We start from the raw sequence: 26,478 nt of genomic DNA, 5'->3' as shown, positions 1-26,478 counted from the left end.
ACCAGTTATTAGATTCTAAGTGCACAACAAGGTATTCTTAAGTTACATTCAATCTGCGAAAAGCCTGCCGATAAACTGGTTATGTCAGACATTTCCCTCAATACTCAGCAACAACTCACCCAAGCTCTGGCGCAGCTAACGCGGGCTCAAAGCACTTCACCTATTGCAAAGCAAGCGGCTCAGGTGATCATCCAGCACTTGGCCGGTAATCAAATCTCCCTTGGGGTGAACCGGCAACCAGCAAGTATACAACTGCCTAAACCGGATAAATTGCCTGCAGGGTTAGTAGGTACACCAGTAGAAGCGCAACTTCGCGCCGCAACCGATACAAGCGGCAAAGGACTACAGCAGTCAATTCTTGCTTTATTTGACCGCACTAGCACCTCCGGAACTAACCTTCTTGTGGCGCGCCTGAATCAGGCGCAACTTAGTGTGCTATTAGACGCTGTGGCAACTAAAGTTGAACCCGAATCAGGCACAAAATCGCAGATTGTGAATGCCCGCGTGACAGCAATCAGTGGTAATACCTTGTCGGTATCAACACAAATCAATGGCAAAGCACAGCAATTGAGTGTGATTGCATCGCCGCTCCCTACAGGATTAAAAGTAGGTCAAAGGGTTCAGTTGCAACTCATCCCTCAAGGTAACGATTGGCAGGTTCGTTTGCTGACCCCGAGCCAACTCAACCCGCAAAACCAGTCGCAAAGCAAGTCATCAAGTACCGCGGCGCCAAGCTTGAGCGCAACCCCGGTTTCACTCGACAAGCCTCAGTTGGTCAAGCTACTGCCAGCGCAACCAGATCGAGTCGTCTCGGATAATCAAGCAAATAGCATCAGTATTCCACGGTACGTGTTGACCGAGACATTGAGTCGCCAACCCGCACTTTTACCGCTTTTAGCACAGCAAAAGCTAGCGGGCATTGCGTCGCACATCACACAGGTTAAGCTCGTTATTAATCAATCCGGCGCAGGTGAGATTAGGGCTTTTTCGCCTGAGCCTGCCGCCACCCTTAAACTGACACCGGAGCAATTCAAGCAAGTTCAATCCATGCTCAATGGCGAAAATACCCCAAGAGTTAAAGAGGGGACTGCGCATCGACCTTCAGCGACTCATACTGTCAGTCAGCAAAACCTTGAGGGTAAGTCAGTTGCCAGCACGATAACTCAACCCAACATCGGATTGTCAGAGTCTGTCGAAGCAAAGATAGCGGCCGCAACACCGGCCAACAAGCTTGCTGTCGCGGATTTGCCCAATGCCCAAAAGCAAGTGGTTCAACAGCAAATTAGCGACATTATCCGACGCTTAATGCCACAAGCGGGCAGTCCTAGCGACAGTCTCGCACAGATTGAAAAAGGCTTGGCTGACATCTCGTTATTCAAAGATCCTGCAAGCAAAGTGATTATTGAACAACTCGCAAAACAATTACAGCAAGTGTCGGTACAAGGAAAAGATGCTGATGCAAATCAGATTAAACAACTGCTCACTCAAGCAGCTCAGCCCATCACCTCAGTCCAATTAACCCAACCCGTCAATCAACAACAAGGGTTAATGAGCGGTTTGATTGCGCTTGTTCAAGTTGTGCTTGCTGCTCGTCTAGGACGCGCTCAACCGCAAAGCTCCGAACGTTTGTCTCAAGTGATGAATACCCTAACTGGAGTCAGTAATACGGCGCCCACAAGCCAGCCACAAAGAAGTATCAACGAGGTTCATTTATTAGAGCAAAAACATCAGTTGCTCAAACAGCTAGGCAGGCTATTTGCCCAGCATCAGACTGCTAAGCTCACCAGTGCAGAACAAATGTTGCAGGGGCAAGAAGCGCTTTATTACGTGTTACCTTCAGGCACAGGCGACAATCGACGTGACGTAGAACTATTGATAAAGCGTGAACTTGAACATAAAGAGCAAAGCACTAAAAAGGACAGTAAAAACACAATTTGGCACCTAACCATGAAATTGGACGTCGGCGATATTGGCCAAATATTAAGCAAAGCCACCTTGCGAGATATGACCTTAGAATTGGATTTTTATACGTCAAATGAAACCGTAAAAGAGCTAGTATTTAATTATCTTCCGCTGTTTAAAAAACGTTTGGAAAGTTTAGGAATCGAAGTCGCCAAAACCCAATGTCAATTGGGTAAGATCCCCGAGCAGCTCCACAGTCGCCCGTACCAGATGTTCGAAACTAAGGCATAAATTCATGGCTAATAAAAAAACCAAAAGCGCGGTAGGCATCAAATACCAAGATGGCAGCAAAAACGCCCCTAAAGTGGTCGCCAAAGGGTTTGGCGATTTGGCAGAAGAAATCATTAAATTAGCCGAGCAAAGCGGTGTATTAGTGCACGAGGATCCTTACTTAAGTGAGTTCTTAGCGCGCTTAGATTTAGGCCAAGAAATTCCAGAACAGCTGTATCATGTTATAGCCGAATTGATCGCCTTCTCTTATGTCTTACAAGGCAAGTTCCCTGAAAGTTGGGCACAAACCCATAACAAGCTATCAACTAAAGCATAGTGGCTCAAATATCTCGCAATTAACGTCTGTGCAAGCAAACGAGCAAGAGCCGATAACATCGACAATACTTAATCAAATACCGGATAGCTAAAAACGTACTACAGTTAAACTCAGGTTTCACTGCGAATATTGAGTATTATTTTACACACCTAATTGTTTTTAATGAGATTTATTGAAAATCAAAGAATGTGTATTGTGCTAGCTAACATGTTGATTGGAAAAACTTTGATGGATAAACACTCGCTTCCCCAATGGATTAAATTTTGTTTGCCGCTAGGCTTAATACTGGTCAATACAAATGCGTTCGCTGTGGGTAACCATGTGCTACAACAGGACGCTGAAACCATTAATATGAGCCTTATCGGTGTTGCAGTGATATTTGCGGCACTGCTGCTAACACTGATAATTGCCAAAATAGGGCAGGCGAGCGCGCGAAAAAAGTTAGAAGCTAATCAACTCATTCTGGATAGAAGCACCGGATATTTAGATAACTTCCATGTCGGTATTGTGCATGTTCAGCACAGCGGCGAAATTCGCTATTGCAATAAGTTAGCGGCCTATTATTTAGGCAATCGCGCTGAGAAATTGGTCGGTCAATCATTGATTGATCTTATTGATGCACAATACGCTGATAAGCTGCAAGCCTCTCTCGGCGTTAAGGTACAAACCAAAACCCAAGTTATCGGCCCAGTAAAAGAACGTAATTTGCAGTTAGAATTTGCACCACAAAAAGATGATGCTAATGGACTAGGTTCAATCGTATCTCTCTATGACATCAGCCAACAACAGCAACAACTGGACGAAAAATCAAACCAGCTTGCGTTGAATAACACCTTGCTCGATATCTCAGCATTTGGTCAACTATCGATAAATTATGCTGAAAAAACTTTCCACGCGAATGCAATTTTTGCCCGAATGTTAGAGATTGGTGAAGAGACAATGACGGGCCCTCTTAGTGATTTTGAACGCTATTTGAGCCAGTCAACACAATATGCTTGGAATCAGGCCGGTAAACAGATTGAACAAGGTGAACCTGTCGAGTTCGAATGTGCGTTCGACGGTCAAAATGCGCTTCTTCATACCCAAATTTCCGGTATCGCCACGCAATTTGACGACAAAGGGAAAGCCACACAAGCACACTTTACCTTACGTAACCTCAATCCCATTAAAGCACTTAGCGCCGAACTAGCAGCCAGTAAACAGCGAGTCAAAGGTGTGGTAAGTGCCAGTAGCTCGCCAATGCTATTGCTTAGTTCAGGTGGCCAAGTGGTGAGTTGCAACACCTCCTTTGAGTTGATGTTTAATACTTCAATAGAAAGTATTCGAGACCAACTAGCCAACACCTTGCCGTGCTTCCCTGAACAATTAAGAGAAAGTTTGCCTGCAGGTGGACAGGCTAGTGGTATGGCGTACTCAGCTGCAGCGAGCAGTGCGAAAGAGATCGACATCGAGCTATCAACTGGGGAGCGTAAAACCTTAAAAGTGAAGAGCCAATCGTTTCGAGATGATGAGGGCCAGGCCGCTGGCTCCGTGTGTATATTCGAAGATATCACCGAGCTAAAAGCCATTAAAGCGCAGCTTGAACATGAACGATCTCACTTTGCTAATATTATCAATAAGGCGCCCCTGGGGATCGCCATGATTGATGAAGATGACCGCATTGTTCAAGCTAACAAGGCGCTGACCTCACGTTTAGGGCTAAGTGAGCAGGAAATTAAAAAAGGTGATTTTTATCAGCTGTTTACTGATCCAAAAACCTCAGGGAAAGCGGCCAAAAAATTACATAAAAACGGAAAATTAGAAGGCTTCCATGCCAACCTTCGTGGCAAAAGTGACAAGCTTCATCCTAGCGAACTTAATGTCGAATTATTTGATCGTGAAAAACAACAATTCCTATGTTGGATTTCTGATATTAGCGACGAACAATATCAACAGGACAAATTCGAAAGCCTCCTACTGCATAGTAGCATGCCTATGGCAGTGTTAGATCAAGACGGATTTAGCAAACTCAATCCAGCGGCATGCGATTTCTTCTCATTAGAAGATGAAGAAGACTTGTATGGTTACTTCCCCTACTCTAAAAAGCTCAACAATGAAAACAGTGATCTAGACGACTTAAAGAACAAAATTGAGCAAATCAAACAAGATGGACAGGCACTGTCGTTGATGTGGCAACACCGCCGCGGTGATAATCCTCTGCCTTGCCAAGCGACCTTTGTGCCTATGTTCAAAGGACAAGACTTTGATTCTATTCTGTGTATCTGGACCGATTTACGCGCCATTAAAAAAGCCGACGCCGAGCGCATGGAAGCGATTAATCTGCATCAAGCAGCGGAACGGATCATTGTTGAAAAGCAACAATTACTGGAGAGCAGTCAAGACCAATTGGCAAGCAAAGTCAAAAGCCTGTCGGATACTGAGACAAAACTCAAGGCGGTTAAAGAAGATCTTTCAGACAAAGAAACTGAAATATCCACCTTGCAGCAAGCGCATGACGATATCACTGCTCATTTGAATCAATTGCAGAGTGAATATCAGCAAAGTCGCGAATCATTAGCCAATAGTGAGCAAGCAAACGAAGAGCTTTCTGCACAATTAGAACAATCAAGCAAACGAGTAAGTGGACTGGAGCGGCAGCGCAATCAAATTGCCAATGAATTGCAATACAGCGAGAAAAAATACAAGGACGCACAAAATGAACTGGCACAAAGCGAAGAAACTGCCAAGGCGTTAGAACAAGAGCGCCAAGAGCAACAACAAAAAATGCAGGAGTTTGTTGGCGAAATTGAACAGTTAAAATCTTCAATTACTGAAAAAGACAAACAAATCAACGATGTAAGTGGGCAGATTAATGCACTGCAATCTCAGTTAGCAAGCTCAAGTCAAGCGTCCAACAAACTAAGAGAACAACTCATTAATCAGCGCAAAGCCAGTGAACTGGCTGAACGCCAACGCCGCGAACTGGAGCAATCTTGTCATTTAGCGCAATCGGAAGTCTCTAATAAAGCACGGCATATCGACCATCTACAAAACGAAATGGAAAAATTTGAAGAGATGTCGAAACAGCAAAAAGGAGATATGCAGAAGCAGCAGGCACTTCTTGAACAAGAACTCGAACAAAAACAACAACAATTACAAAAAACATTAGAAACCCTGAATGAAACCAAGCGTCAGTCGGAACAAGATAAAGCCGAAAAAGACTTGCAACAACAACGCTTGGAGTTACTGCAAGAAGAATTGTTAGAAGTTGAAAGGCGCAGTGAAGAACAATTACAAAAAATAACCGAAGCTGATGAACAATGGCGTGAAAAACAGCGCGCGTTGCAACAAGCCTTGCAACAAAAACAACAAAAGCTACTTGAGACCGAGCACATTCTCAAGCAACAAGCACAGCAAGTGGAAGCAGAAAAAGCCGCCAAAGCACAGCAACAAAAATTGTTTGAACGCTTACAAGGCGAACTGGCAGAGATGGAACGCCGTAGTGAAGAGCAGCAGCGGCTGATGAACGAAGAGGCCGAACAGCGCTTGCAAGAGCAACAACGTGAATGGCAAAAAGAATTGGCCGGCAAGCAACAAAAACTGCAAGAAGCAGAGGCGCGCCTTAACCAAACACGCTTGCAAACCGAGGCAGAAAAAGCCCAGCAAGTCGAATTGATGGAGCGTTTGCAATCTGAATTGAAGGACATGGAAGCGCGCAGCGAACAACAGCAAAAAGAAATCATGGAAGAAGCGGATAAACGCTGGAAAGAACAGCAAGAAGCGCTGCAAAAAGAGCTTCAAGACAAACAACAGCGACTGCAAGAAACCGAAAAAGCATTGCAGCAAACCACGCAACAAACCGAGGCCGAAAAACAGCAACAGCGTCAGCTATTTGAGCGTTTACAAAGTGAGTTGGCTGAAGTAGAACGTCGCAGTGAAGCTCAGCAAAAACAAAAAACCGAAGATGCCGAGCAACGGTTATTGGCATTGCAACAACAATGGCAGCAAGAGCTTGAAGCTAAACAACTGAAGTTGCAACAAACCGAACAAAGTTTGAACCAAGCCAAACAACAAACTGAGGCTGAAAAAGCGCAGCAGCTAGAGCTTAAGCAACGTCTAGAGTCTGAACTTGTTGAGATGGAAAAACGTAGCGAGCAGCAAAAGCAACAAATCATCGAAGAAGCAGATCAACGCTGGAAAAAACAACAAGAGGCCTTGCAACAGGAGCTTGAAGCTAAACAGCAAAAATTAATTGAGACCGAACAAGCACTGCAAAAAACCGCGCAGCAAACTGAATCGGAGAAACAGGCCAAACAACAACAAGAACGTATATTTGAAAAATTACAGGCTGAATTGGCCGAGATGGAAGAGCGCAGTGCCAAGCAGCAGCGAGAAATGCAAGAAAGCGACCAACAATGGCAGCAACGCCAAGAAGAACTAAAACGCGAGGTAGAGGCTAAACAAGCAAAATTGCAATTAACTCGTAAGCAGCTAGATGAAAATCAACGCCAATCTGATGCTGAGAAACGGGAAAGATTAGAGCAACAACAAAAGCTCGAACAACTTAAAGTCGAGCTGGCGGATGTGGAGAACCGTGCGACTAAACAAAAAGAGATGTTACAAGGCAGTGACGAACAATGGCGCCAACACCATGCAGAAATTGAACTGCAGAAGAAGCAACTTCAGCAATCTTTATTAGAAGCAGAGAAGCAAAATGCCCAGATGCAAGAAAAGCTGAATCAAAGCCTACAAGAATTACAAAAAGCGGAATCTCAAGTATCAGACACGCAAACGGGCGAACAGAAGCTACAAGCAGAACTTGAAAAAGCAAGAGAAGAAGCCAGAACCTTACAGCAACGTTTGAAGCAACAAGAACAACAAGAACTACAACTTCAACAACAGTTGGCCGACCAACAAAAAGCATTACAAAATAGTGAGCAGAATATTGCAACCATGCAATCGGAGCAACAGCAGCTGAGTAAAGAATTACAAGCAATTCAGCAAGAATATGACAACACCAAAGCAAGTCTTAACACTCAGGATAGCAATCAATCTGAGTTAAATGAGAAATTGCAGCAACTTGAAAATGAACTCAATAGCAGTAAACAGCAAATTGCCAGCAAAGAAAGTGAATTGGAAAACGCCCAAAAACAACTGCAATCGAGCCAGGTTGAACTGCAAGACAAAGAGCAAGAGCTAATTAAAGCTCATCAAGAAGAGCTTAAACAAGCCAAAGATCAGCAACCGATTGCCGAACAAAAAGAAGTGCCTGAATTTGCAAAACTACCGATCCCTAAAGATCCTCAGGTATGGTTCGACCTACTCCCTTACCTGCAAAAGAATCCGCCGAAAGAGTCGCTAGCCATAGCGTTAAGTAGTTTAATGTCCGATTTAGAAACCGCGATGAACGCCATGGATAGTGCGGTGAATGAAGACGACAGTAAAGCCATTCTAATGCAGGCGCGTAAACTGGGTTTTATCGCCAGAAAAGTCAACTCAGAGCCCCTCGATGATGTGGCTACACGACTTGAAGCAGACTTCCAACAAGGGCAAGTGGACAGTATTTCAATTTTCTGGCCAAGCGTGAAAGAATCTTTGATGACCACCCTGCGGGTAATATACTCTCATTTACACAGTTAACGGGCAACAGAGCGATAATAAAGATCGCCAAGTCTAGAATGGTGAGGGACATTCCCCCAGAATTCTTTCGCCGCTAAACGGGTGGTCGAACTGAAGTTTTTCAGCGTGCAACATCAAACGGTTAGCGGCTTGAAAACTGTCATCATTACCGTACAGGTCACAACCTAAAATAGGATGCCCCATATATTGACTGTGGATCCGCAATTGGTGGGTTCGGCCCGTCTTAGGGTAATACTGTATGCGGGTCAAATCAGGATTTATCTGTCGGTCTAAAACCTGATATTCCGTTAGCGCAGGCTTACCATGTTCAACGCAGGTTTTTAGCCGAGGAAACAATAAGGGATCTTTAGCAATGGGGATATCTATCTGACCAAAGTCTTCCTTCACATGCCCGTCCAACACGCTAATATAGGTTTTTTGTACGGTGCCCATTTCAAATTGCTTAGCTAGCTGAGTATTGGCAAGTTTATTTAAGGCAATGAGCATGATACCCGACGTACCCAGATCCAATCTGTGCACCATACGTGCGCTGGGGTATTGCTGGGTTAACCGGAAGTGTACTGAATCCTTGTTCAGCGGATTCTTGCCAGAAAGGGATAACAAACCACTGGGCTTATTAATCAACAAAAAGTGTTCGTCGACGAGCAAAATATCGATTTGTTGCAAACATTCAGGAGCAACAAAGTTGTCAATGATAGTATTCGCCATTAACGACAACGGGTGTTTTGCGTTTGTTTACCTGCCATCGACAAAATCTCGCCACGAAGATAACACGCGAATAAAGTCATCTAGCCCGCAACCTGACATGGACTCTTGATCATATAACTCAGTACCTTCAGGTAACTCATCGGGAGCGTCAAAATCCAAAGTTTTTGATCTTACCTCCACCTCATCAGGATCAAGTACTAGCGTGATCTCCATGCCTGGTAACACATACTCCTTAATTTGTTCACTTTGCAATTGTTGAATTGCGGCAAATAGTGTTGAGATTTGCTGCTGATTATCACCAAGTTCTTCTGAAAACCAACGAGAAAATGTCTCACAGCCCATATCAAATTGTGCAATTGGACGACCTTGTAGATCTCGAATAAATTGATAATTCATAATTGCCTTAAGCTGTGCTGAGGAGCGCTTTACTCTTACTGGAGCAACCAATATACACTTCGCCCTTTTCCTCTAGATGAGTTAAATACACTCTGACGTCAAATTCAATTTGATGATAGTCAGGTAACATATGTCGACAGAGCTGATAAAAAGCTTTGTTATGTTCTTTTTCTTTCAAATGCGCTAACTCATGCACCACGATCATATTGAGAAATTCAAGCGGTGCATTTTTGAATAGTGTGCTGATGCGAATTTCATTTTTACTTTTAAGCTTGCCACCCTGTACTCTTGATACAAAACTGTGCAAGCCAAGTGCGTTATTGACCACATGGATCTTTTTATCGAACACGACCTTACTTAAAGGCTGCGACTTTTTAAGATACTGATTCTTTATATCAACGACATAATTACGCAGTGCCGCATCGTTAGCCACATTGCTAACCGCGGGGTATTTATTCAGTAAATAACCGGACAAACGATCCTGCTCTAGCAAATCAGCAATTTGCTGTTGTAAGTTAGGAGCATAAGCAGATAGGTATTTTAGTGAAGACACGGTTGTTATTTCAGTCGTGGATAAACCACTATTGTACTCTTTGGCGGCACGACTGTCATTTGTGCGGTTGTAACTTAATTTCAGACAATAGGAATATACAACAAAGAGTCTTGATTCTAAGTCGTGTTCCATGCACACTGCGCGAAAAACGGCGGGGCTAATATGCAAAACAAAATTATCTATCAATTTCCATCTGCGCAGGTTGCCAATCGTTTTTTAAACGAGATAAATGCACCACAACTGCCTCATATCAAAGCAAAGCTCCATCGCGGCTCGGATAAAGTCGAGGTGGTTTATTTTTATGCTGATAGCGGCTTTGACAGCACCAGTTCCGAATTAGATGATTTGGCGTCAAAATACGATGGTGCTGAGTTTAGTTAACCTGAGCTAAAGGATAATAAGTGCCCTCAATAACGCACTTTTTACGCTTATCTGCGTTGAGTTTTTTAGCAATAGGCCAGCTACTACGTGAGAAAACTCGCCGTGATAATCGCAAAAAATCCATCATTGATGCGTGTTTTGAAGATTGGCGTTTACTTATTCTCATTAACACTTTGAAATCTTAGTAATATTTAATTGCTCGACACATTTTATCCAACAGTTCAGGTCAGTCAATCAACAGCATGGCTGATCGGTGCTCACAAAAAACCCCGAAGTTGTTATCAAACCTTCGGGGTTCCTTTATCTCTACATAAGCTATTCAATTCGTGTCATAGCGTTCGCTATCACGCCCCCCCCTTTGGAACTAAAAAGCCCCGCTTGAATAAACGGGGAAACTCACGCTTAGGAGAGGTGGTCATTAGAGAAATGTTGTTAAAGCACTTCTTCAGATGCTACAGGCTCTTCAGGTTTAACTGTTTTAGACAATAGCAGTTCTTCACGAAGACGTTTTTCAATGTCTGCCGCCATTTCCTTATGCTCTTTCAAATATTTAACAACGTTCGCTTTACCTTGTCCGATGCGCTCGCCATTGTAGCTATACCAAGCGCCGGCTTTTTCAACGAACTTTTGTTTAACACCCAAGTCGATAAGCTCTGCTTCTTTACATATACCTTCGCCGTACATGATTTGGAATTCAGCTTGCTTAAACGGCGGTGCAACTTTGTTCTTCACGACTTTAACGCGGGTTTCATTACCTACCACTTCATCTCCGTCTTTGATTGCACCAATACGACGAATATCTAAACGTACCGAGGCGTAGAATTTAAGTGCATTACCACCAGTAGTGGTTTCAGGTGAGCCAAACATTACACCAATTTTCATGCGAATTTGGTTGATGAAAATCACCAACGTATTAGAACGTTTGATATTACCTGTTAATTTACGCAATGCCTGAGACATTAATCGGGCTTGCAAGCCAACATGAGAGTCACCCATGTCACCTTCAATTTCGGCTTTTGGAGTCAATGCTGCAACAGAATCCACCACCACGACATCCACTGCACCTGAGCGCACTAACATGTCACAAATCTCTAGTGCTTGCTCACCGGTATCAGGTTGTGACACTAACAAGTCATCAATATTTACACCCAGCTTGCCGGCATAAACAGGATCCAAAGCATGCTCTGCGTCAACGAATGCACAGGTCTTACCCATTTTTTGCGCTTCAGCAATCGCTTGTAAGGTTAAGGTTGTTTTACCGGATGACTCTGGGCCATAAATCTCGACGACACGACCACAAGGCAAACCGCCTATGCCTAAGGCAATATCAATAGTCAACGACCCCGTTGAAATCGATTCAACATCAAGCGCTTTATTGTCACCTAAGCGCATAATGGCTCCCTTGCCAAATTGCTTTTCTATTTGACCAAGAGCAGCTGAAAGCGCACGTGATTTGTTGTCATCCATTGGATTATCCTTTGTGTAAAACCTGTAAACACTAAATGTGTTGTTAAAACATCTATTTTTTAATGTTCTTTAACCAGGTAAATTGCTAATTCAGATTATGCTGTGAGTATACTGTATGATTATACAGTTACAAGTCTAGTTTTGGTTTTTTTGTTAAATTTTTTGGTTCTGCGCTATTGCGTATCGCTCAGGTATCTTCCTGAATTAGACTTTTTCACATTATTCACAGTAACTTATGTCATTTACCAGTGGTATTTTAGAAAAAGCATGGTTTCATGCATACTAAAAACATTTATTGCTGTCCTTGGTGTGAGAAAAGAGCTTAACCCATCTTGCTCTCTAAGCGTTTCAAGTTACACTTTAAAACTAACTGCTTGTTTTTGATCCTTTGCGTTAATCACGCTATTTTAGAAACATCAGAGTTAAACAAAAACGCTAAAAGAATACGTGCTTTGATTAAACAATTCGGTTCAGATTCCTGCAAGTTCAGGACAATGTTCACGTAAATTTGTTAATCGTAAACAATAACCTTGCGCTCTTTCAAAAGAAGCGCGATAGCTGGGTATTTCATAATCGTAGAATTAACTAAATTTTGCTTATCAATCAAAATGCGCAGAGTAAACAGGCTCGTCGTTTTACTTGTAATGTGCATGTTTTTTACCTTTAGCTGGGCAGATTCAGAAATACAAGAGCATACTTTGTTATACGATATTGGATTAGAAGGAGGTTGGATCCCCTATCAGCGAGGAAAGTCTATTGGTACCGAAGGCGTTTTCAAGCAGGTAATGCGGGCAATTCAAAACAATACTAACTTAGTGTTTGAAACCGTTCAATTCCCCGCTAAGCGGGCGGAGAAAGCGCTGTTAGACGGCATGGTAGATTTTGATTTCAATGTGGTCGAATGGATGCCAAGTGGGGATTACGGCAAAGAGAAGTATCAGTTAAGCGACCCACTATTTTCGGTCACAGAATATGTCATCACCCTTGATCAACCACCTTATTTAATTAATCAGCCTGAGGATTACTATGGTAAACCTGTTGGTACTGTTGCCGGATATTTTTATTTTGATAGTGATAAATTTACCCGAGTTGATTTTTTGTCAGAAAGTTTGCTGATGCAGGGACTGAGCAAAGAGCGCTTTGATGCCATCATTATGGAAAAAGAAAGTGCTAAATACTGGGCGTCAGTTTTTGACATGAAAATACGCATGGCAGTAGTACATACTGAGGGGTCTATTCGAGTACGTTTACGTAAACAAAAAGCAGCACTGCTACCGGAGCTCAATCGCGGCATTCAGACTATTATTCAAAATGGGCAGCTTGAAGCCATTTTGCAAAAACATAACATCACAGATGCCTTGCCCACATCCTCGATTGAATGACTCAAACCAAGTAGTTAGAACGACGTGAAAGACTGATACCCCCCCTTTCAAAACTTACGGTTATCTAAACGGAATTGATTTTGCCTTGAGATAGCTGCACCAAAACTGTATTTATTAAACAGAGGCAACCTGTAGGTTAGTCAGCACATATTGCATTGCAAACGCTATAGCGCGTATCCGCACTTGATGTCGGTCACCGGTAAAAACCCGAGACTCGCAACTCAGATTGCCATCTATCCAGAATCCGAACCACACGAGCCCTACTGGTTTGTCGTCGCTGCCACCACCGGGTCCGGCAATACCGCTTATTGCCACAGCGACCTCTGCACACGAGCTTTTCGCGCAGCCAGCAGCCATTTGTTCTACTGTAGGTTGCGAAACGGCACCCTGTTCATTCAAAGTAGTTAAAGACACACCAAGTAAGTCGTGTTTAGCTTGGTTGGAGTAAGTCACATAAGATTGCTTAAACCAGTTAGAACTCCCCGCCACGCTGGTTAACGCAAAAGCCAGTCCGCCGCCGGTGCACGATTCAGCGCAGCTAATGTGTTGCTTGTTAGCTGCGAGTTTTTCACCAAGCGAATTAGCAAGTGAGTAAATAGATTGGGTTAGCATATTGATCAAACAAAGTGATTAAATGATGGCATAAACGATAGCGTTTTCACGGCAAAAATAACATCTTTATCCTTTTGCGTTTTATGAAAAAATCAATGTGTTTTCTAAACTCTCACCATCACGTTATTGATGTTCGTCACAAAGATCCCCGCTCACATTACAATTAATACCATTTATCACAGCAACACTCCCATTCGAGTAATGTCACTAGAGTCGGCATGGGCTTCCCAATTACTCTTCAGACAGGCTCGATTTAACCAGCCTTAATAACAATAACGTAATTACGATCTCGTAGCTGCGAATTGGGAGAACATATGTTTACAAAAAATAGTCTTACTCGATCTGTGAAATTAGCTTTTCTACTAGGTTCAGTGTCACCATTAGCATTGATGTCGCATAGTGCAACGGCGCAAGAAAGTACTGACGCTGCCTCCGCCAATGTTGAGAAAATATCCGTCACAGGCTCGCGTATTAAACGCGAAGAATTAGTGGCCTCATCACCTATAAATATCATTGACGAAGTTTCAATTGAGATTACAGGCGCCAATAACGTCGCTGCATTTTTGAATGAGCTTCCCTCTGCGGGTGTGCCTGGCACGACCGATACCGCCTCTAACTTTAGAACTTCTACCACTGGATTAAATACCGTTGATTTACGTAATCTAGGATCCAACCGTACCTTGATCTTAGTGAACGGACGGCGCCACGTTGGTGGTTCGGCTGGTTCGCCGACCGTTGATGTGTCGATGATTCCGGTAAACTTAGTAGAACGAGTCGAAGTGGTGACCGGTGGTGCGTCAGCGGTGTATGGCTCGGAAGCTATTTCCGGTGTCATAAACTTTATCATGAAAGACGATTTTGAAGGTGTTGAACTGACCGGACGAATGGGTACTTCAGATGAAGGGGGCGCCGATGAAACTGACTTTTCAATCACCGCAGGCGGTAACTTCAACGATGACAAAGGCAACGCCGTTGTGCATTTAAGTTACAGTGACCGAGGTATATTGAACTCCCGTGATAGAGCACTTTCAGCCAACGATTCGACCAACAGTACTTTTGGTCCTAAAGGTAACTTTTTTGTACCTGGTGTTGGCTTTGTCACCCAAGATGAAACCACCGGTTTGTGGGATAAAAACTTCGTTGCTGCCGAAGATGGATTCAATCGAAACCAAGTACGGATCATTCGTGTTCCTACCCAGCGAACCCAATTTAACGCTAATATCACCTATGAAATTAATGAACACTTTAACTTTTTCAGTGAAACCGCCTACAACGAGTTATCTTCAGATTCTCGCTTAGAGCCAACCATTGTCGGCGACTTCGTATCGGTCGGAAACAGTATTGCCAATATCCGCATCCCCACAGACAATCCTTTTGTACCGACTGAATTGCTTGACGCAGTGCGCGCCGGTAACCCAGACGCAACTGAAATACAGATGTTTCGACGTTTCGTCGAACTAGGTCCACGTACCAGTGATGTGCAAAGGCGAGTGTTCAGAACCGCTTTAGGTTTTGAAGGGATCATCAACGATGATTTTGATTATGAAGTGTATTACCAATACGGTAACTTCGGTCAAGACCAAACCAATGGTGGCGTGTTTAACACCTTAAACTTCTATAATTCCTTGCGTGTAGAAGCTGATGGTAACGGTGGTTATCAGTGCGCGGATGAGTTCTCCCGCGATTTAGGCTGCGTCCCAATCAATGTGTTTGGTGCCGGCTCTATCTCCGGTGATGCGCTTGAATGGGTTTCGGTGGATAGCCAGTTAACTTCTCGTATGGACCAACAAGTTGTAGGCGCCACTATCTCAGGTGTGGCTTTCGAGTTACCTGCCGGTGACGTAGGCGTGGCTTTTGGTTATGAATGGCGTGAAGAAGAAAGTCGCTTCAATTCTGACTCACTCGCCCAATCTGGCCTTACGTCAGGCAATACAACGCCTAATACAGTGGGTTCCTATGACGTTAACGAGTTCTTTGTAGAGGCCATAGTACCAATATTAGCCGATGCGCCATTTGCTCACTATCTAGGATTAGAGTTGGCATACAGGACATCTGACTACAGCACCATTGGTTCGGCCAGTACCTACAAGGTGTCGCTTGACTGGTCCCCTTTTGAAGATTTGAAAATTCGCGGTGGCGTGTCTACGGCGGTTAGAGCACCAAATATTGGTGAATTGTTTGACCCGGGCAGTGAAACCTTCCGCAGCTTTGTCGATCCTTGCGCCTTAGGCGGTAAAGGTGGCACCAGCAGCACCGGTGAAACTTACCAACAGCAATCGGCGGAAGTACAGGCCAATTGTGCCACGATAAATGGCACAGCCACGCTGGATCCCTTCGGCCAGAATATTCGCAGTGCCGGCGGACTTTCGGCCGGTAATCCGGATCTAGATAAGGAAGAGTCAGACGCAACCACCATTGGTTTTGTGTATACACCATCACAAGTTGAAGGCTTAAGCTTCACCATGGATTACTACAAAATTACCGTGGATAACGCGATTAACAGCTTTAGCGCACAAACCACGGTTGACCAATGTGTGCGTCAATCCAACTTCCCTGATAATCCATTCTGTAGTTTGATCGAGCGCGATCCTAACACTGGCTTAGTGTTGCGGATAAACGCGCTGGCGATTAACGTGGCTGAATTCGAAGTATCCGGTGTCGACTTTACTGCCGATTATGCGTTTGACCTAGGTCCGGGTAACTTGAAACTGGGCATGGTCGGAACTCATTCGATGTCGAATGACTTCTTACCCTTTGCTGGCGGTGAGGCTGTAGATAGTCAAGGCGAGATTGGTGCTCCAGATTGGAAAGTAAATTTAAACGCCACCTATACCTTGGATGATTTAGTTTTGGCGTTCTCTTCAAGATACATAGATCGGGTGTTTGTTGAAAACGACCAGAAAGAAAACTTTGGCGAGATTGGCTCCTATGTTTATCACGACTTACAAGCCCGTTATCGCTTTGGGCAAGACAGCAATTATGAAGTCTATGCTGGTGTAGATAACCTGTTTGATAAAGAGCCGCCGATGTTAGGACAAGGCATTCCTGGCGATATAACCGGTACTAACACTGCCGCAGATGTGTATGACGCTATTCGCCGTTATTACTATGTAGGATTTCAAGTGAACTTCTAATAGTGCTGCTGTTGCAGATTAAATAAGCAAAATCCCTAGCCTTGGCTGGGGATTTTTTTGTTTTGCTAGAAAAAACTCACACAGCTCTTATAATGCTCAGGCACAACCAACGCCGAATCCAGATAGGCCCCCTATCTGACTACCAAAACCGATAAATCGAAGAGTTTGCAAACGCAATGAATCAACCTGTTCAACAGCCAGAACTTGAAAGTCACACGCCGATGATGCGCCAGTATTTGGGTATTAAAGCCGAGCATCCGGATATTCTGCTGTTTTATAGAATGGGCGACTTCTACGAATTATTCTTCGATGATGCCAAAAAAGCGTCGCAATTATTGGACATTTCCTTAACCGCGCGTGGGAAGTCCGGCGGCAATGCAATTCCCATGGCGGGCGTGCCTTATCATGCGGTAGAGAACTACCTAGCGCGATTGGTGAAAATGGGTCAGTCGGTAGCTATTTGTGAACAAGTGGGCGATCCAGCCACCAGCAAAGGGCCCGTCGAGCGCAAAGTACAGCGCATTGTTACTCCAGGTACAGTGACAGATGAAGCCCTGTTAGATGATAAAAATGACAATTTGTTGGCAGCCGTGTGCGTGCATAAAGGTGTGTTTGGCTTTTCGACACTCGACTTATCCAGTGGCAGGTTTATTGTCACTGAATTGGCCGACCAAGAGTCGTTATTGGCCGAGTTGCAACGTAGCGATCCCGCGGAGCTACTTTATCCTGAAGGATTTAGCCACCAACATTTAATTGAAAAACGCGCCGGTTTGCGTCGTCGTCCTAGCTGGGAATTTGATTATCAAACTGCCTACAATCAGCTTAACCAGCAATTTGGTACAACAGAGCTCAGCGGGTTTGGTGTTCAAGATGCCAAGGTAGCACTGTGCAGCGCTGGCTGTATTATGCAGTATGTCAAAGACACGCAGCGAGCATCTTTACCACACATTCGACACATATCGTTGAACCATCACGGCGACTCGGTGCAAATGGATGCGGCGACGCGGCGCAATTTAGAGCTAACCGTAAATTTGTCTGGCGGTGTTGAGAATACCCTATCGAGCGTGCTAGATAACACAGTGACTCCCATGGGCAGTCGTATGTTGAAACGCTGGATACAAAACCCACTTCGTGATGTGGCCATTTTACAAGCCCGACAAGATCGCATTCAAGCCTTGATTGAACATGATTATCTGTCGATCCAAGAATTATTAAAACCGATTGGCGACATGGAGCGCGCACTGGCAAGATTAGCCCTGCGCTCGGCTCGTCCAAGGGATTTCTCACGACTTTGCACCGCCTTCGATGCACTGCCTGAAATTCAAGCATGCTTGGCGGACTTAGCCGCATTTTCGCCTAATCTAACCTCTCAAATTGCAATTTTTCCAGAACTTAGCGCTTTACTTAACAGTGCTATCATCGACAATCCTCCGGTCTTGATCAGAGACGGTGGCGTGATTGCCCCAGGCTATAATGCCGAGCTTGATGAGCTGAGAAATCTCGCCAAAGGGGCAACGGATTACCTTGAAGAGTTAGAAGCCCGGGAAAAACAGCGCACCGGTATTCCATCATTAAAGGTCAGCTACAATCGCGTGCACGGTTACTATATCGAAATCAGCCGCAGCTATGCCGATCAAGTTCCTGCCGATTATGTGCGCCGTCAAACACTGAAAAACAATGAACGTTACATCATTGCTGAGCTTAAGGAGCATGAAGACAAAGTATTAACCAGCCAAAGTCGCGCATTAGCATTAGAGAAGCAACTCTACGACCAACTGTTTGATACCTTGCTACCGCACCTCACTGAGTTAATGGCATCGGCCATGGGACTGGCTGAACTGGATGTCTTGTGTAATTTAGCTGAACGAGCAGAGGCACTGAATTTTTATCGACCTACGCTAGTCGCCAAAACGGGCATTTATTATGATCAAGGCAGACATCCGGTGGTGGAACAAGTCATGCAGTCACCCTTCATTGCAAACCCTATCGCAATGGATCCATCGCGCCGTATGTTGATCATAACAGGGCCAAACATGGGCGGAAAATCGACTTATATGCGTCAAACTGCACTAATTGTGCTGATGGCATATATTGGCGCTTTTGTGCCTGCCCAAGACGCTCGCATTGGTCCTATCGATCGAATTTTCACTCGTATCGGTGCTTCCGATGATTTGGCCTCGGGCCGCTCGACCTTCATGGTAGAGATGACCGAAACCGCCAACATTTTAAATAATGCCACGCAAAACAGTTTGGTATTGATGGATGAAATTGGTCGCGGTACCAGTACCTATGATGGCTTAAGTTTAGCTTGGGCATGCGCCGAATATTTGGCAACTCGAATTAATGCCTTCACCTTGTTTGCAACCCATTATTTTGAGTTAACTGAGCTTGCCCATGAATTAGACTCATTGGTGAATGTGCATCTTGATGCTGTCGAACATGACGATAGCATTCGCTTTATGCACGCAGTACAAGAAGGCCCAGCTAATCGCAGCTATGGTTTACAAGTGGCGCAATTGGCAGGTGTACCTCGGGCCGTTATCCAATCAGCTAAGAACAAATTAGCGCTGCTAGAATCACAGCAAAAAATAACCAATACATCGGCTAGCCCTAAAGCAGCAGAACAACAATTAGATCTGCTCAGTGAAATAGATCCGGTAGCGCTAAAACTTGACGACATCAGCCCTGATGATTTGTCGCCTAAGCAAGCACTTGAGCTAATTTATACCCTTAAAAGTCTGCGCAACTCAGTGGGACAAGGCTAACCGACTCATTCCGCGGCTGGCGAGTCGGTCAGACACACAGGTGGCGACAGGGTTTCATTATGCGATTTAACAATACGTTAGACGCGTTTTTAAGTGAAAAGTTAATTGTATGAAACGCCGCCTTTGCGTATACTGTTGAGCCGTCCATTAGCCGAAATTTTGTCGGTACCTTGGTCACGATTTCCGATCAACTCCAAAACGTCTTAGGTTTTACATGACAAAGTATATTTTCGTCACAGGTGGTGTGGTTTCATCACTTGGAAAAGGCATTGCTGCAGCCTCTTTAGCAGCGATCCTCGAAGCGCGCGGCTTAAAGGTCACCATGCTTAAGCTCGACCCATACATTAATGTTGATCCGGGCACCATGAGTCCAATTCAACACGGCGAAGTATTTGTCACTGATGATGGCGCAGAAACTGACCTTGATTTGGGTCACTACGAGCGATATATCCGCACCCGGATGACCAAACGCAATAACTTTACTACCGGTAGAGTGTACGAAGAAGTACTCAAGCGTGAGCGCCGAGGTGATTATTTAGGGGCCACCATTCAGGTCATTCCTCATATTACCAATGAGATCAAAAGACGCATCCTTGAAGGCGCTGAAGGGGTTGATATTGCCATCGTTGAAATTGGTGGCACTGTGGGCGATATTGAATCACAACCCTTCTTGGAAGCCATTCGCCAGTTAGGCAGTGAACTGGGCCGTGAACGCACCATTTATATGCACCTAACATTAGTGCCTTACATGGCGGCATCAGGTGAGGTAAAAACCAAACCCACTCAGCATTCGGTTAAAGAGCTCAGATCCATCGGTATCCAACCGGATATACTGGTCTGTCGCTCTGAAAGTGCGCTGCCATCAAATGAACGTCAAAAGATCGCATTGTTCACTAATGTTCCTGATAAAGCCGTTATTGGTTTGAAAGACGTCGACAGTATTTATCGAATCCCTGCGGCATTGAAATCCCAAGGCATGGATGAGTTGGTAGTCAACCGTTTTGGCTTAGATTGCCCTGAAGCAGATCTCACCGAATGGGAACAAGTGTTATACGCTGAATCCAATCCCTCCGGTGAAGTCAACATTGGTATGGTCGGCAAATATGTTGAATTACCGGATGCGTACAAGTCTGTTAACGAAGCACTCAAGCATGCCGGACTCAAAAATCGTCTCACGGTTAACATCCATTATATTGATTCGCAAGATATCGAAAGCAAAGGCGAGCAGTTACTTGCTGATTTGGACGCTATTTTGGTGCCAGGTGGCTTTGGCGAGCGTGGTATTGAAGGCAAAATTGCAGCAGCAAAATACGCCAGAGAAAATAATGTTCCCTACTTAGGTATTTGCCTTGGTATGCAGATCGCATTGATAGAATATGCGCGCAACGTTGTGGGCATGGAAAATGCGAATAGCACCGAGTTTGATCCCGATTCGCCCTATCCTGTTGTTGGTCTCATTACCGAATGGCTAGACTCAGCAGGTAGCACAGAGGTCAGAGATGAAAGCTCAGATCTTGGTGGTACAATGCGTTTGGGAAGTCAGCTATGTCATTTGATCCCAGGCACCAAGGTACATGAAGCGTACGGCAATTCGGAGATATACGAACGCCATCGTCATCGCTACGAGGTGAATAACAACTTGCGTGATCAAATCGAAGCTAAGGGTCTGATTGTATCTGGACTTTCTACCGACAAACGCTTGGTAGAAGTGATCGAACTACCCGATCACCCTTGGTTTATAGCAGGACAGTTTCACCCCGAATTTAACTCTACACCCCGTGACGGTCATCCCCTATTTACAGGGTTTGTGCACGCCGCTGGTGAATACCATAAAAATAATAATTAAGGAATTAGACTGCTTGAGTAGCGCGTTAATCGCGCACAGAGCTTTAGCAATTAAACACAATTACTCATTTTTATAAGGCAATTACAAATGGCAAAAATCAGCAAGGTTATCGGTCGTGAAGTCATGGACTCTCGAGGTAACCCTACCGTAGAAGCAGACGTTTATTTAGAAAGTGGTGCTTGGGGAAGAGCTTGCGCACCTTCTGGCGCTTCAACCGGCTCTCGTGAAGCGTTAGAACTGCGTGACGGTGACAAATCCCGTTACTTAGGTAAAGGTGTATTGAAGGCGGTAGCGGCCGTCAATGGCGATATTCAATCAGCACTGATTGGCCAAGATGCATTAGCACAACGTCAAATCGACCAAATCATGATTGATTTAGACGGAACCGAGAATAAAGAAAAGTTTGGCGCCAACGCTATTTTGGCTGTGTCTCTTGCTACTGCAAAAGCGGCAGCGATGGAAAAGAAAGTGCCGCTGTACCAGCATATTTCTGAGCTTAACGGCACTGCCGGTCAGTACTCCATGCCAGTCCCGATGATGAATATCATTAACGGTGGTGAACATGCAGACAACAACGTTGATATTCAAGAGTTTATGGTTCAGCCAGTTGGCGCACCAAACTTTAAAGAAGCGTTGCGCATGGGTGCCGAAATCTTCCACAGCTTGAAAAAAGTATTGTCTAATAAAGGACTAAGCACTGCAGTTGGCGATGAAGGTGGCTTTGCGCCAAACCTGAGTTCTAACGAAGAAGCGCTTACAGTGATCATCCAAGCGGTTGAAGACGCTGGTTACAAAATGGATAAAGATGTCACCTTAGCACTCGATTGTGCAGCTTCCGAGTTTTACGTGAATGGCCAGTATGATCTAAAAGGTGAAGGTAAAGTGTTCTCCTCAGAACAATTTAGTGATTATCTTGCTGACCTATCTAACAAATATCCAATCATCTCAATCGAAGATGGTTTAGATGAGAGCGACTGGGATGGTTGGGCTTATTTAACCGGAAAAATTGGTGACAAAGTGCAGCTGGTTGGCGACGATTTATTTGTCACCAATACTAAGATCCTGAAACGTGGTATTGATAATGGTGTGGGTAATTCAATTCTCATCAAGTTCAATCAAATTGGTTCGTTATCAGAGACGCTTGATGCGATTAAGATGGCCAAAGATGCTGGTTTTACCGCGGTTATCTCACACCGCAGTGGTGAAACTGAAGACGCCACTATTGCCGATTTAGCGGTGGGAACTGCTGCCGGACAAATCAAAACAGGTTCATTATGCCGTTCTGATCGCGTCGCTAAGTATAACCAATTGCTTCGCATTGAAGAGGCATTGGGCGATGCTGCCACTTACGGTGGTCGCAAAGAAATTAAAGGTCAATAGTCCTTATCGGGGTATCAACTTCGAGTTGAGCCAATGTAGCAAAGGTGACATAAACAGATAAAATGTCACCTTTGTTATACCGTCTAGCTCGATAGTCTGATATAAATCGGATGATGTCTGATACCAATTCTCAACGCCAAGTTGATATCTTCGCCAATGACCAACGACAGCGGTACTTTGCCGAGCTGTGCAACGCCCTGTACGAAAGAGAATTACAGGCACTAAGCCAACACGCCCCCAACAACCTCAGTTTATTACAGCGTCGACTTGCTGGACTTCCCTACCATATTAAGAATGCCGCAGAGCATCTACTCAACCACAATGCACCGATAGAAGTAGACGTGCACAACGGTAGTTGGCAAGCCAAGCAAGCGGCGAAATGTGTGTCGAGTAAACACGATCAAGATAAGAATCATGCTTGGTATCACAGTCATGTTCGCATGGGCCTTCCGGTGCCAATTTATATCAGTGAATTAGGTGTGCAAACGGTCGAGTTAGATTCGATTGATCGCATCGATGCCGAGTCGCACAAATTGCATGTTAACAAGCACGGCTGGTTTGACTACTCAGGACAGGCACTCAGTCAAAGTAAGTCACTGCATTATGAAACCCGCTTGTTACTGCCCAATAAAGCCAATATGGTGGCAGCCTGCTGTGGACACAGTTGGAATCACCGAGGTAAAAGTCTGCCTCGCGCATTAAGTCTCAGAGAGTTACTGCTTTCTACTACCATTAACTGGAAAAACTTTAAGTAACCTGGACTCTGAATAAGTAGTAAACCAGCATTCTTTATTCCAAAGTGATATATAGAGATTTGTTCACTATGGTTGACGCTATGTCCGTAACGCGATACAACTAATGCAAGTGACCAACGTTCATAACTACAAGAGCACAAAGTGAATCGACCAAACAGTCTTTTACTAAACATCCTACTCCTTCTGGCAGCGAGACTGCACGGGTAGGTTGTAACATGTCACAACCAAACACAAAACCCGTGCAACGCACGGGTTTTTTTATGGTCAAATACAATACGGGAGAACGGCCATGTCCAATCAAGTGAAAATCTTTGACACCACCTTGCGTGACGGCGAGCAAGCTTTGCCTGCAAGTTTAACGGTGAAAGAGAAATTACAAATTGCGCTGGCACTTGAACGACTTGGCGTTGATATTATCGAGGCGGGTTTTCCGGTCTCATCTCCAGGCGATTTCGCGTCAGTGCAAGCCATTGCTAAAACCGTTAAAAATGCCACGGTTTGTGGTCTATCTCGGGCGTTAGATAAAGACATAGATGCCTGCGGTGAAGCGCTAAAAGTGGCTGACCAATTCCGAATTCATACTTTTATCGCCACATCCGAGATCCATGTAGGGGCAAAACTGCACAAATCCCAAGATGAAATTGTCGATATGGCGGTTCGAGCGGTAAAACGCGCACGTAATTATACCAACGATGTGGAGTTTTCCTGTGAAGATGCGGGACGCACCCACATAGACTATTTGTGTCGAATGGTCGAAGCCGCAATCTCGGCAGGTGCCACTACCGTTAATATTCCAGATACCGTTGGCTATACTACCCCGACTGAGTTTGGCGGCATTATCAAGCAGCTATTTAATCGCGTACCCAATATAGATAAGGCCATTATTTCAGTACATTGTCACAACGATCTTGGTTTAGCGGTAGCAAATTCGTTAGCCGCTATAGAGCAAGGAGCGCGACAAGTCGAGGCAACGGTAAACGGCATTGGCGAGCGTGCAGGCAATTGTTCGTTGGAAGAGATTGCGATGATCCTACAAACCCGTCATAGCATGCTCAATTTAAACACCAATATAAAAAGCCAAGAGATTTCTCGCACCTCTAAACTGGTCAGTCAATTGTGCAATATGCCGGTGCAGGCGAATAAAGCGATTGTCGGTGCGAATGCGTTTAGTCATTCATCAGGTATCCACCAAGACGGTGTTCTAAAAGCACAGAATACCTATGAGATCATGACTCCAGAAAGTGTTGGAATTAATAAGAACAATCTCAATCTGACCTCTCGCTCTGGCCGCCATGTGATCAAGCATCGTCTTACCGAGTTGGGATATCAGCATAGCGACTATGATCTTGATACCATTTATGCGGCCTTTGTAAAACTGGCCGACAAGAAAGGCCAAGTCTTTGACTACGACCTTGAGGCATTGCTGTTTTTCGATCAGCAACGTCAAGAAGAAGCACACTACGAATTGCTCTATTTACAAGCAAATTCAGGTCGTGAGATCATCCCAAGTGCCACCGTAAAATTGCGCATTGGTGACGACCAAATTACCCAATCAGCGATTGGTAATGGACCAGTTGATGCCGCATATAACGCCATTACCAAGGCCATTGGTCACGAAAAAGTAGAAGTAGTCGATTTTAAATTAGACTCCAAGGGTGAAGGCGCTGATGCACTAGCGCAGGTGAGCGTTATTGCCGAATACAACGGTCGTCGCTTTAACGGAATTGGGCTGGCCACGGATATTGTCGAAGCGGGTGTCAAAGCGCTCATTTATGTATTGAACAATACCCATTTGGCAGATCAAATTGATCAGCAGAAAAAACAACAGACCAACATTGCAGGGGTTTAGATGTCTAGTTACGAAATAGCCGTATTGGCAGGAGATGGGATCGGTCCAGAAGTGATGGCCGAGGCAATAAAAGTACTTAACGTTATTGAGCAAGTTCATGACCTGACATTTGATCTTAATCACTATGACGTAGGTGGGCTGGCAATTGATAATCACGGGCAGGCACTACCGCAATATACGTTGGCAGGGTGTGAGCAAGCCTCAGCCATCTTATTTGGCTCCATTGGTGGTCCAAAGTGGGACAGCCTGCCATTGGAACAACGTCCAGAACGTGCAGCCTTGCTAACCCTGCGCAGTCATTTCGATTTATTTAGTAACCTCCGTCCGGCCAAAATCTATCCGGGCCTCGAGCATTTATCGCCACTACGGGCTGATATTGCGGCCAGCGGTTTCGATGTGTTAGTGATCCGTGAGCTAACCAGCGGTATCTACTTCGGTAAGCCCAAAGGCTTAGAAGGTGAAGGTGAAGAACAGTTTGCCTATGACACCATGCGTTACAGCAAACGCGAGATCCGCCGCATCGCTATCAGTGCCTTCGAAGCGGCAATGAAGCGTGGTAAAAAAGTTACCTCCGTGGATAAAGCCAATGTGCTGATGTGTTCTCGCTTGTGGCGCGAAGTTACTGAAGAGGTAGCAAAAGACTATCCTGAGGTTACCCTTGAACACATCTATATTGATAACGCCACTATGCAGTTGCTGCGCTATCCCAGTGAATTTGACGTGATGCTGTGCTCCAATTTATTCGGTGACATCATCTCTGACGAATGCGCCATGATTACCGGCTCTATGGGGTTATTACCCTCGGCAAGTATTAACCAAGATGGCTTTGGTTTGTATGAGCCCGCTGGCGGTTCGGCCCCGGATATCGCTGGCAAAGGGATTGCCAACCCCATAGCGCAGATCTTGTCGGCTGCCATGCTACTGCGCTTTAGTTTGGATCAGTCTGAAGCGGCTGATAGCATTGAAAGCGCAGTGATTAAAACCCTCGCAGACGGCGTTTTTACTGGTGAGCTGCTTAGCCCTGATAAGCAACACTTAGCCAAATCGACTGCACAAGTAGGTGACTACATCTGTGCACAAATTCGTACCCAAGCAGGTCAGTAAATTAGCTTATCAATAGGA

The 26,478-nt window shown here is 44.8% G+C and carries 17 protein-coding genes; 12 read left to right on the top strand and 5 right to left on the bottom strand.

Annotation, left to right across the window (positions count from 1 at the left end; all coding sequences use genetic code 11):
* Window positions 1–81: 81 nt before the first annotated feature.
* The 3 genes from fliK (at window position 82) to ABD036_RS08025 (ending at window position 8,128) form a co-directional block, all read left to right on the top strand.
* Entirely contained in the window at window positions 82–2,193 is a 2,112-nt protein-coding gene (gene fliK / locus ABD036_RS08035) for a flagellar hook-length control protein FliK (protein ID WP_343858466.1), read from the top strand.
* A 4-nt stretch (window positions 2,194–2,197) separates the two neighbouring features.
* Complete coding sequence (locus ABD036_RS08030; RefSeq protein WP_343858463.1) at window positions 2,198–2,509, top strand: EscU/YscU/HrcU family type III secretion system export apparatus switch protein; 312 nt, start codon at window positions 2,198–2,200, stop codon at window positions 2,507–2,509.
* Window positions 2,510–2,737: 228 nt separating this feature from the next.
* Window positions 2,738–8,128, top strand: coding sequence for a PAS domain-containing protein (locus tag ABD036_RS08025; protein WP_343858460.1), 5,391 nt, complete (start codon window positions 2,738–2,740; stop codon window positions 8,126–8,128).
* A 33-nt stretch (window positions 8,129–8,161) separates the two neighbouring features.
* On the opposite strand, the gene ABD036_RS08020 is transcribed toward ABD036_RS08025, so the two are convergent.
* The 3 genes from ABD036_RS08020 to ABD036_RS08010 are packed head-to-tail and all read right to left on the bottom strand — an operon-like array spanning window position 8,162 to window position 9,785.
* Window positions 8,162–8,836: an RluA family pseudouridine synthase gene (locus tag ABD036_RS08020; RefSeq protein WP_343858458.1), complete on the bottom strand. Its 675-nt coding sequence runs from the start codon at window positions 8,834–8,836 to the stop codon at window positions 8,162–8,164.
* A 27-nt stretch (window positions 8,837–8,863) separates the two neighbouring features.
* On the bottom strand, window positions 8,864–9,232 hold the full coding sequence (locus ABD036_RS08015) for a YacL family protein (protein ID WP_343858455.1): 369 nt from the start codon (window positions 9,230–9,232) through the stop codon (window positions 8,864–8,866).
* A gap of 7 nt (window positions 9,233–9,239) precedes the next feature.
* On the bottom strand, window positions 9,240–9,785 hold the full coding sequence (locus ABD036_RS08010) for a YgjP-like metallopeptidase domain-containing protein (RefSeq protein ID WP_343858697.1): 546 nt from the start codon (window positions 9,783–9,785) through the stop codon (window positions 9,240–9,242).
* Between the two features lie 162 nt (window positions 9,786–9,947).
* On the opposite strand from ABD036_RS08010, the gene ABD036_RS08005 reads away from it, so the two are divergent.
* Window positions 9,948–10,166 (top strand): hypothetical protein, encoded by a 219-nt coding sequence (locus ABD036_RS08005; protein WP_343858453.1) that lies wholly within the window; start codon window positions 9,948–9,950, stop codon window positions 10,164–10,166.
* A 432-nt stretch (window positions 10,167–10,598) separates the two neighbouring features.
* On the opposite strand, the gene recA is transcribed toward ABD036_RS08005, so the two are convergent.
* A complete protein-coding gene (gene recA / locus ABD036_RS08000) occupies window positions 10,599–11,633 on the bottom strand; it encodes a recombinase RecA (RefSeq protein WP_343858452.1) in 1,035 nt (344 codons plus the stop codon).
* A gap of 650 nt (window positions 11,634–12,283) precedes the next feature.
* Between recA and ABD036_RS07995 the strand changes: the two genes are divergently transcribed.
* The gene (locus tag ABD036_RS07995; protein ID WP_343858450.1) at window positions 12,284–13,015 is read left to right on the top strand and encodes a substrate-binding periplasmic protein; all 732 of its coding nucleotides are present in this window, start codon (window positions 12,284–12,286) and stop codon (window positions 13,013–13,015) included.
* Between the two features lie 114 nt (window positions 13,016–13,129).
* On the opposite strand, the gene ABD036_RS07990 is transcribed toward ABD036_RS07995, so the two are convergent.
* The gene (locus ABD036_RS07990; protein WP_343858449.1) at window positions 13,130–13,627 is read right to left on the bottom strand and encodes a CinA family protein; all 498 of its coding nucleotides are present in this window, start codon (window positions 13,625–13,627) and stop codon (window positions 13,130–13,132) included.
* 314 nt (window positions 13,628–13,941) lie between these two features.
* Between ABD036_RS07990 and ABD036_RS07985 the strand changes: the two genes are divergently transcribed.
* From ABD036_RS07985 to leuB, 7 genes are all read left to right on the top strand, one after another.
* A complete protein-coding gene (locus tag ABD036_RS07985) occupies window positions 13,942–16,761 on the top strand; it encodes a TonB-dependent receptor plug domain-containing protein (RefSeq protein WP_343858447.1) in 2,820 nt (939 codons plus the stop codon).
* Window positions 16,762–16,937: 176 nt separating this feature from the next.
* Complete coding sequence (mutS, locus tag ABD036_RS07980) at window positions 16,938–19,526, top strand: DNA mismatch repair protein MutS (protein WP_343858445.1); 2,589 nt, start codon at window positions 16,938–16,940, stop codon at window positions 19,524–19,526.
* 214 nt (window positions 19,527–19,740) lie between these two features.
* Window positions 19,741–21,372: a CTP synthase gene (gene pyrG, locus ABD036_RS07975; RefSeq protein ID WP_343858442.1), complete on the top strand. Its 1,632-nt coding sequence runs from the start codon at window positions 19,741–19,743 to the stop codon at window positions 21,370–21,372.
* A gap of 87 nt (window positions 21,373–21,459) precedes the next feature.
* Complete coding sequence (gene eno, locus ABD036_RS07970; protein ID WP_343858440.1) at window positions 21,460–22,752, top strand: phosphopyruvate hydratase; 1,293 nt, start codon at window positions 21,460–21,462, stop codon at window positions 22,750–22,752.
* Between the two features lie 113 nt (window positions 22,753–22,865).
* A complete protein-coding gene (locus ABD036_RS07965; RefSeq protein WP_343858438.1) occupies window positions 22,866–23,507 on the top strand; it encodes a hypothetical protein in 642 nt (213 codons plus the stop codon).
* Window positions 23,508–23,796: 289 nt separating this feature from the next.
* Entirely contained in the window at window positions 23,797–25,356 is a 1,560-nt protein-coding gene (gene leuA, locus ABD036_RS07960; protein ID WP_343858435.1) for a 2-isopropylmalate synthase, read from the top strand.
* Complete coding sequence (gene leuB / locus ABD036_RS07955) at window positions 25,357–26,460, top strand: 3-isopropylmalate dehydrogenase (protein WP_343858432.1); 1,104 nt, start codon at window positions 25,357–25,359, stop codon at window positions 26,458–26,460. It begins immediately after the preceding gene.
* The last annotated feature ends 18 nt before the right edge of the window (window positions 26,461–26,478 follow it).

It is taken from the genome of Aliiglaciecola litoralis (assembly GCF_039523355.1).
Lineage (GTDB): Bacteria > Pseudomonadota > Gammaproteobacteria > Enterobacterales > Alteromonadaceae > Aliiglaciecola > Aliiglaciecola litoralis.
Note: the sequence above shows the minus strand (reverse complement) of the source record. Positions and strands in the feature narration are given on the sequence as shown.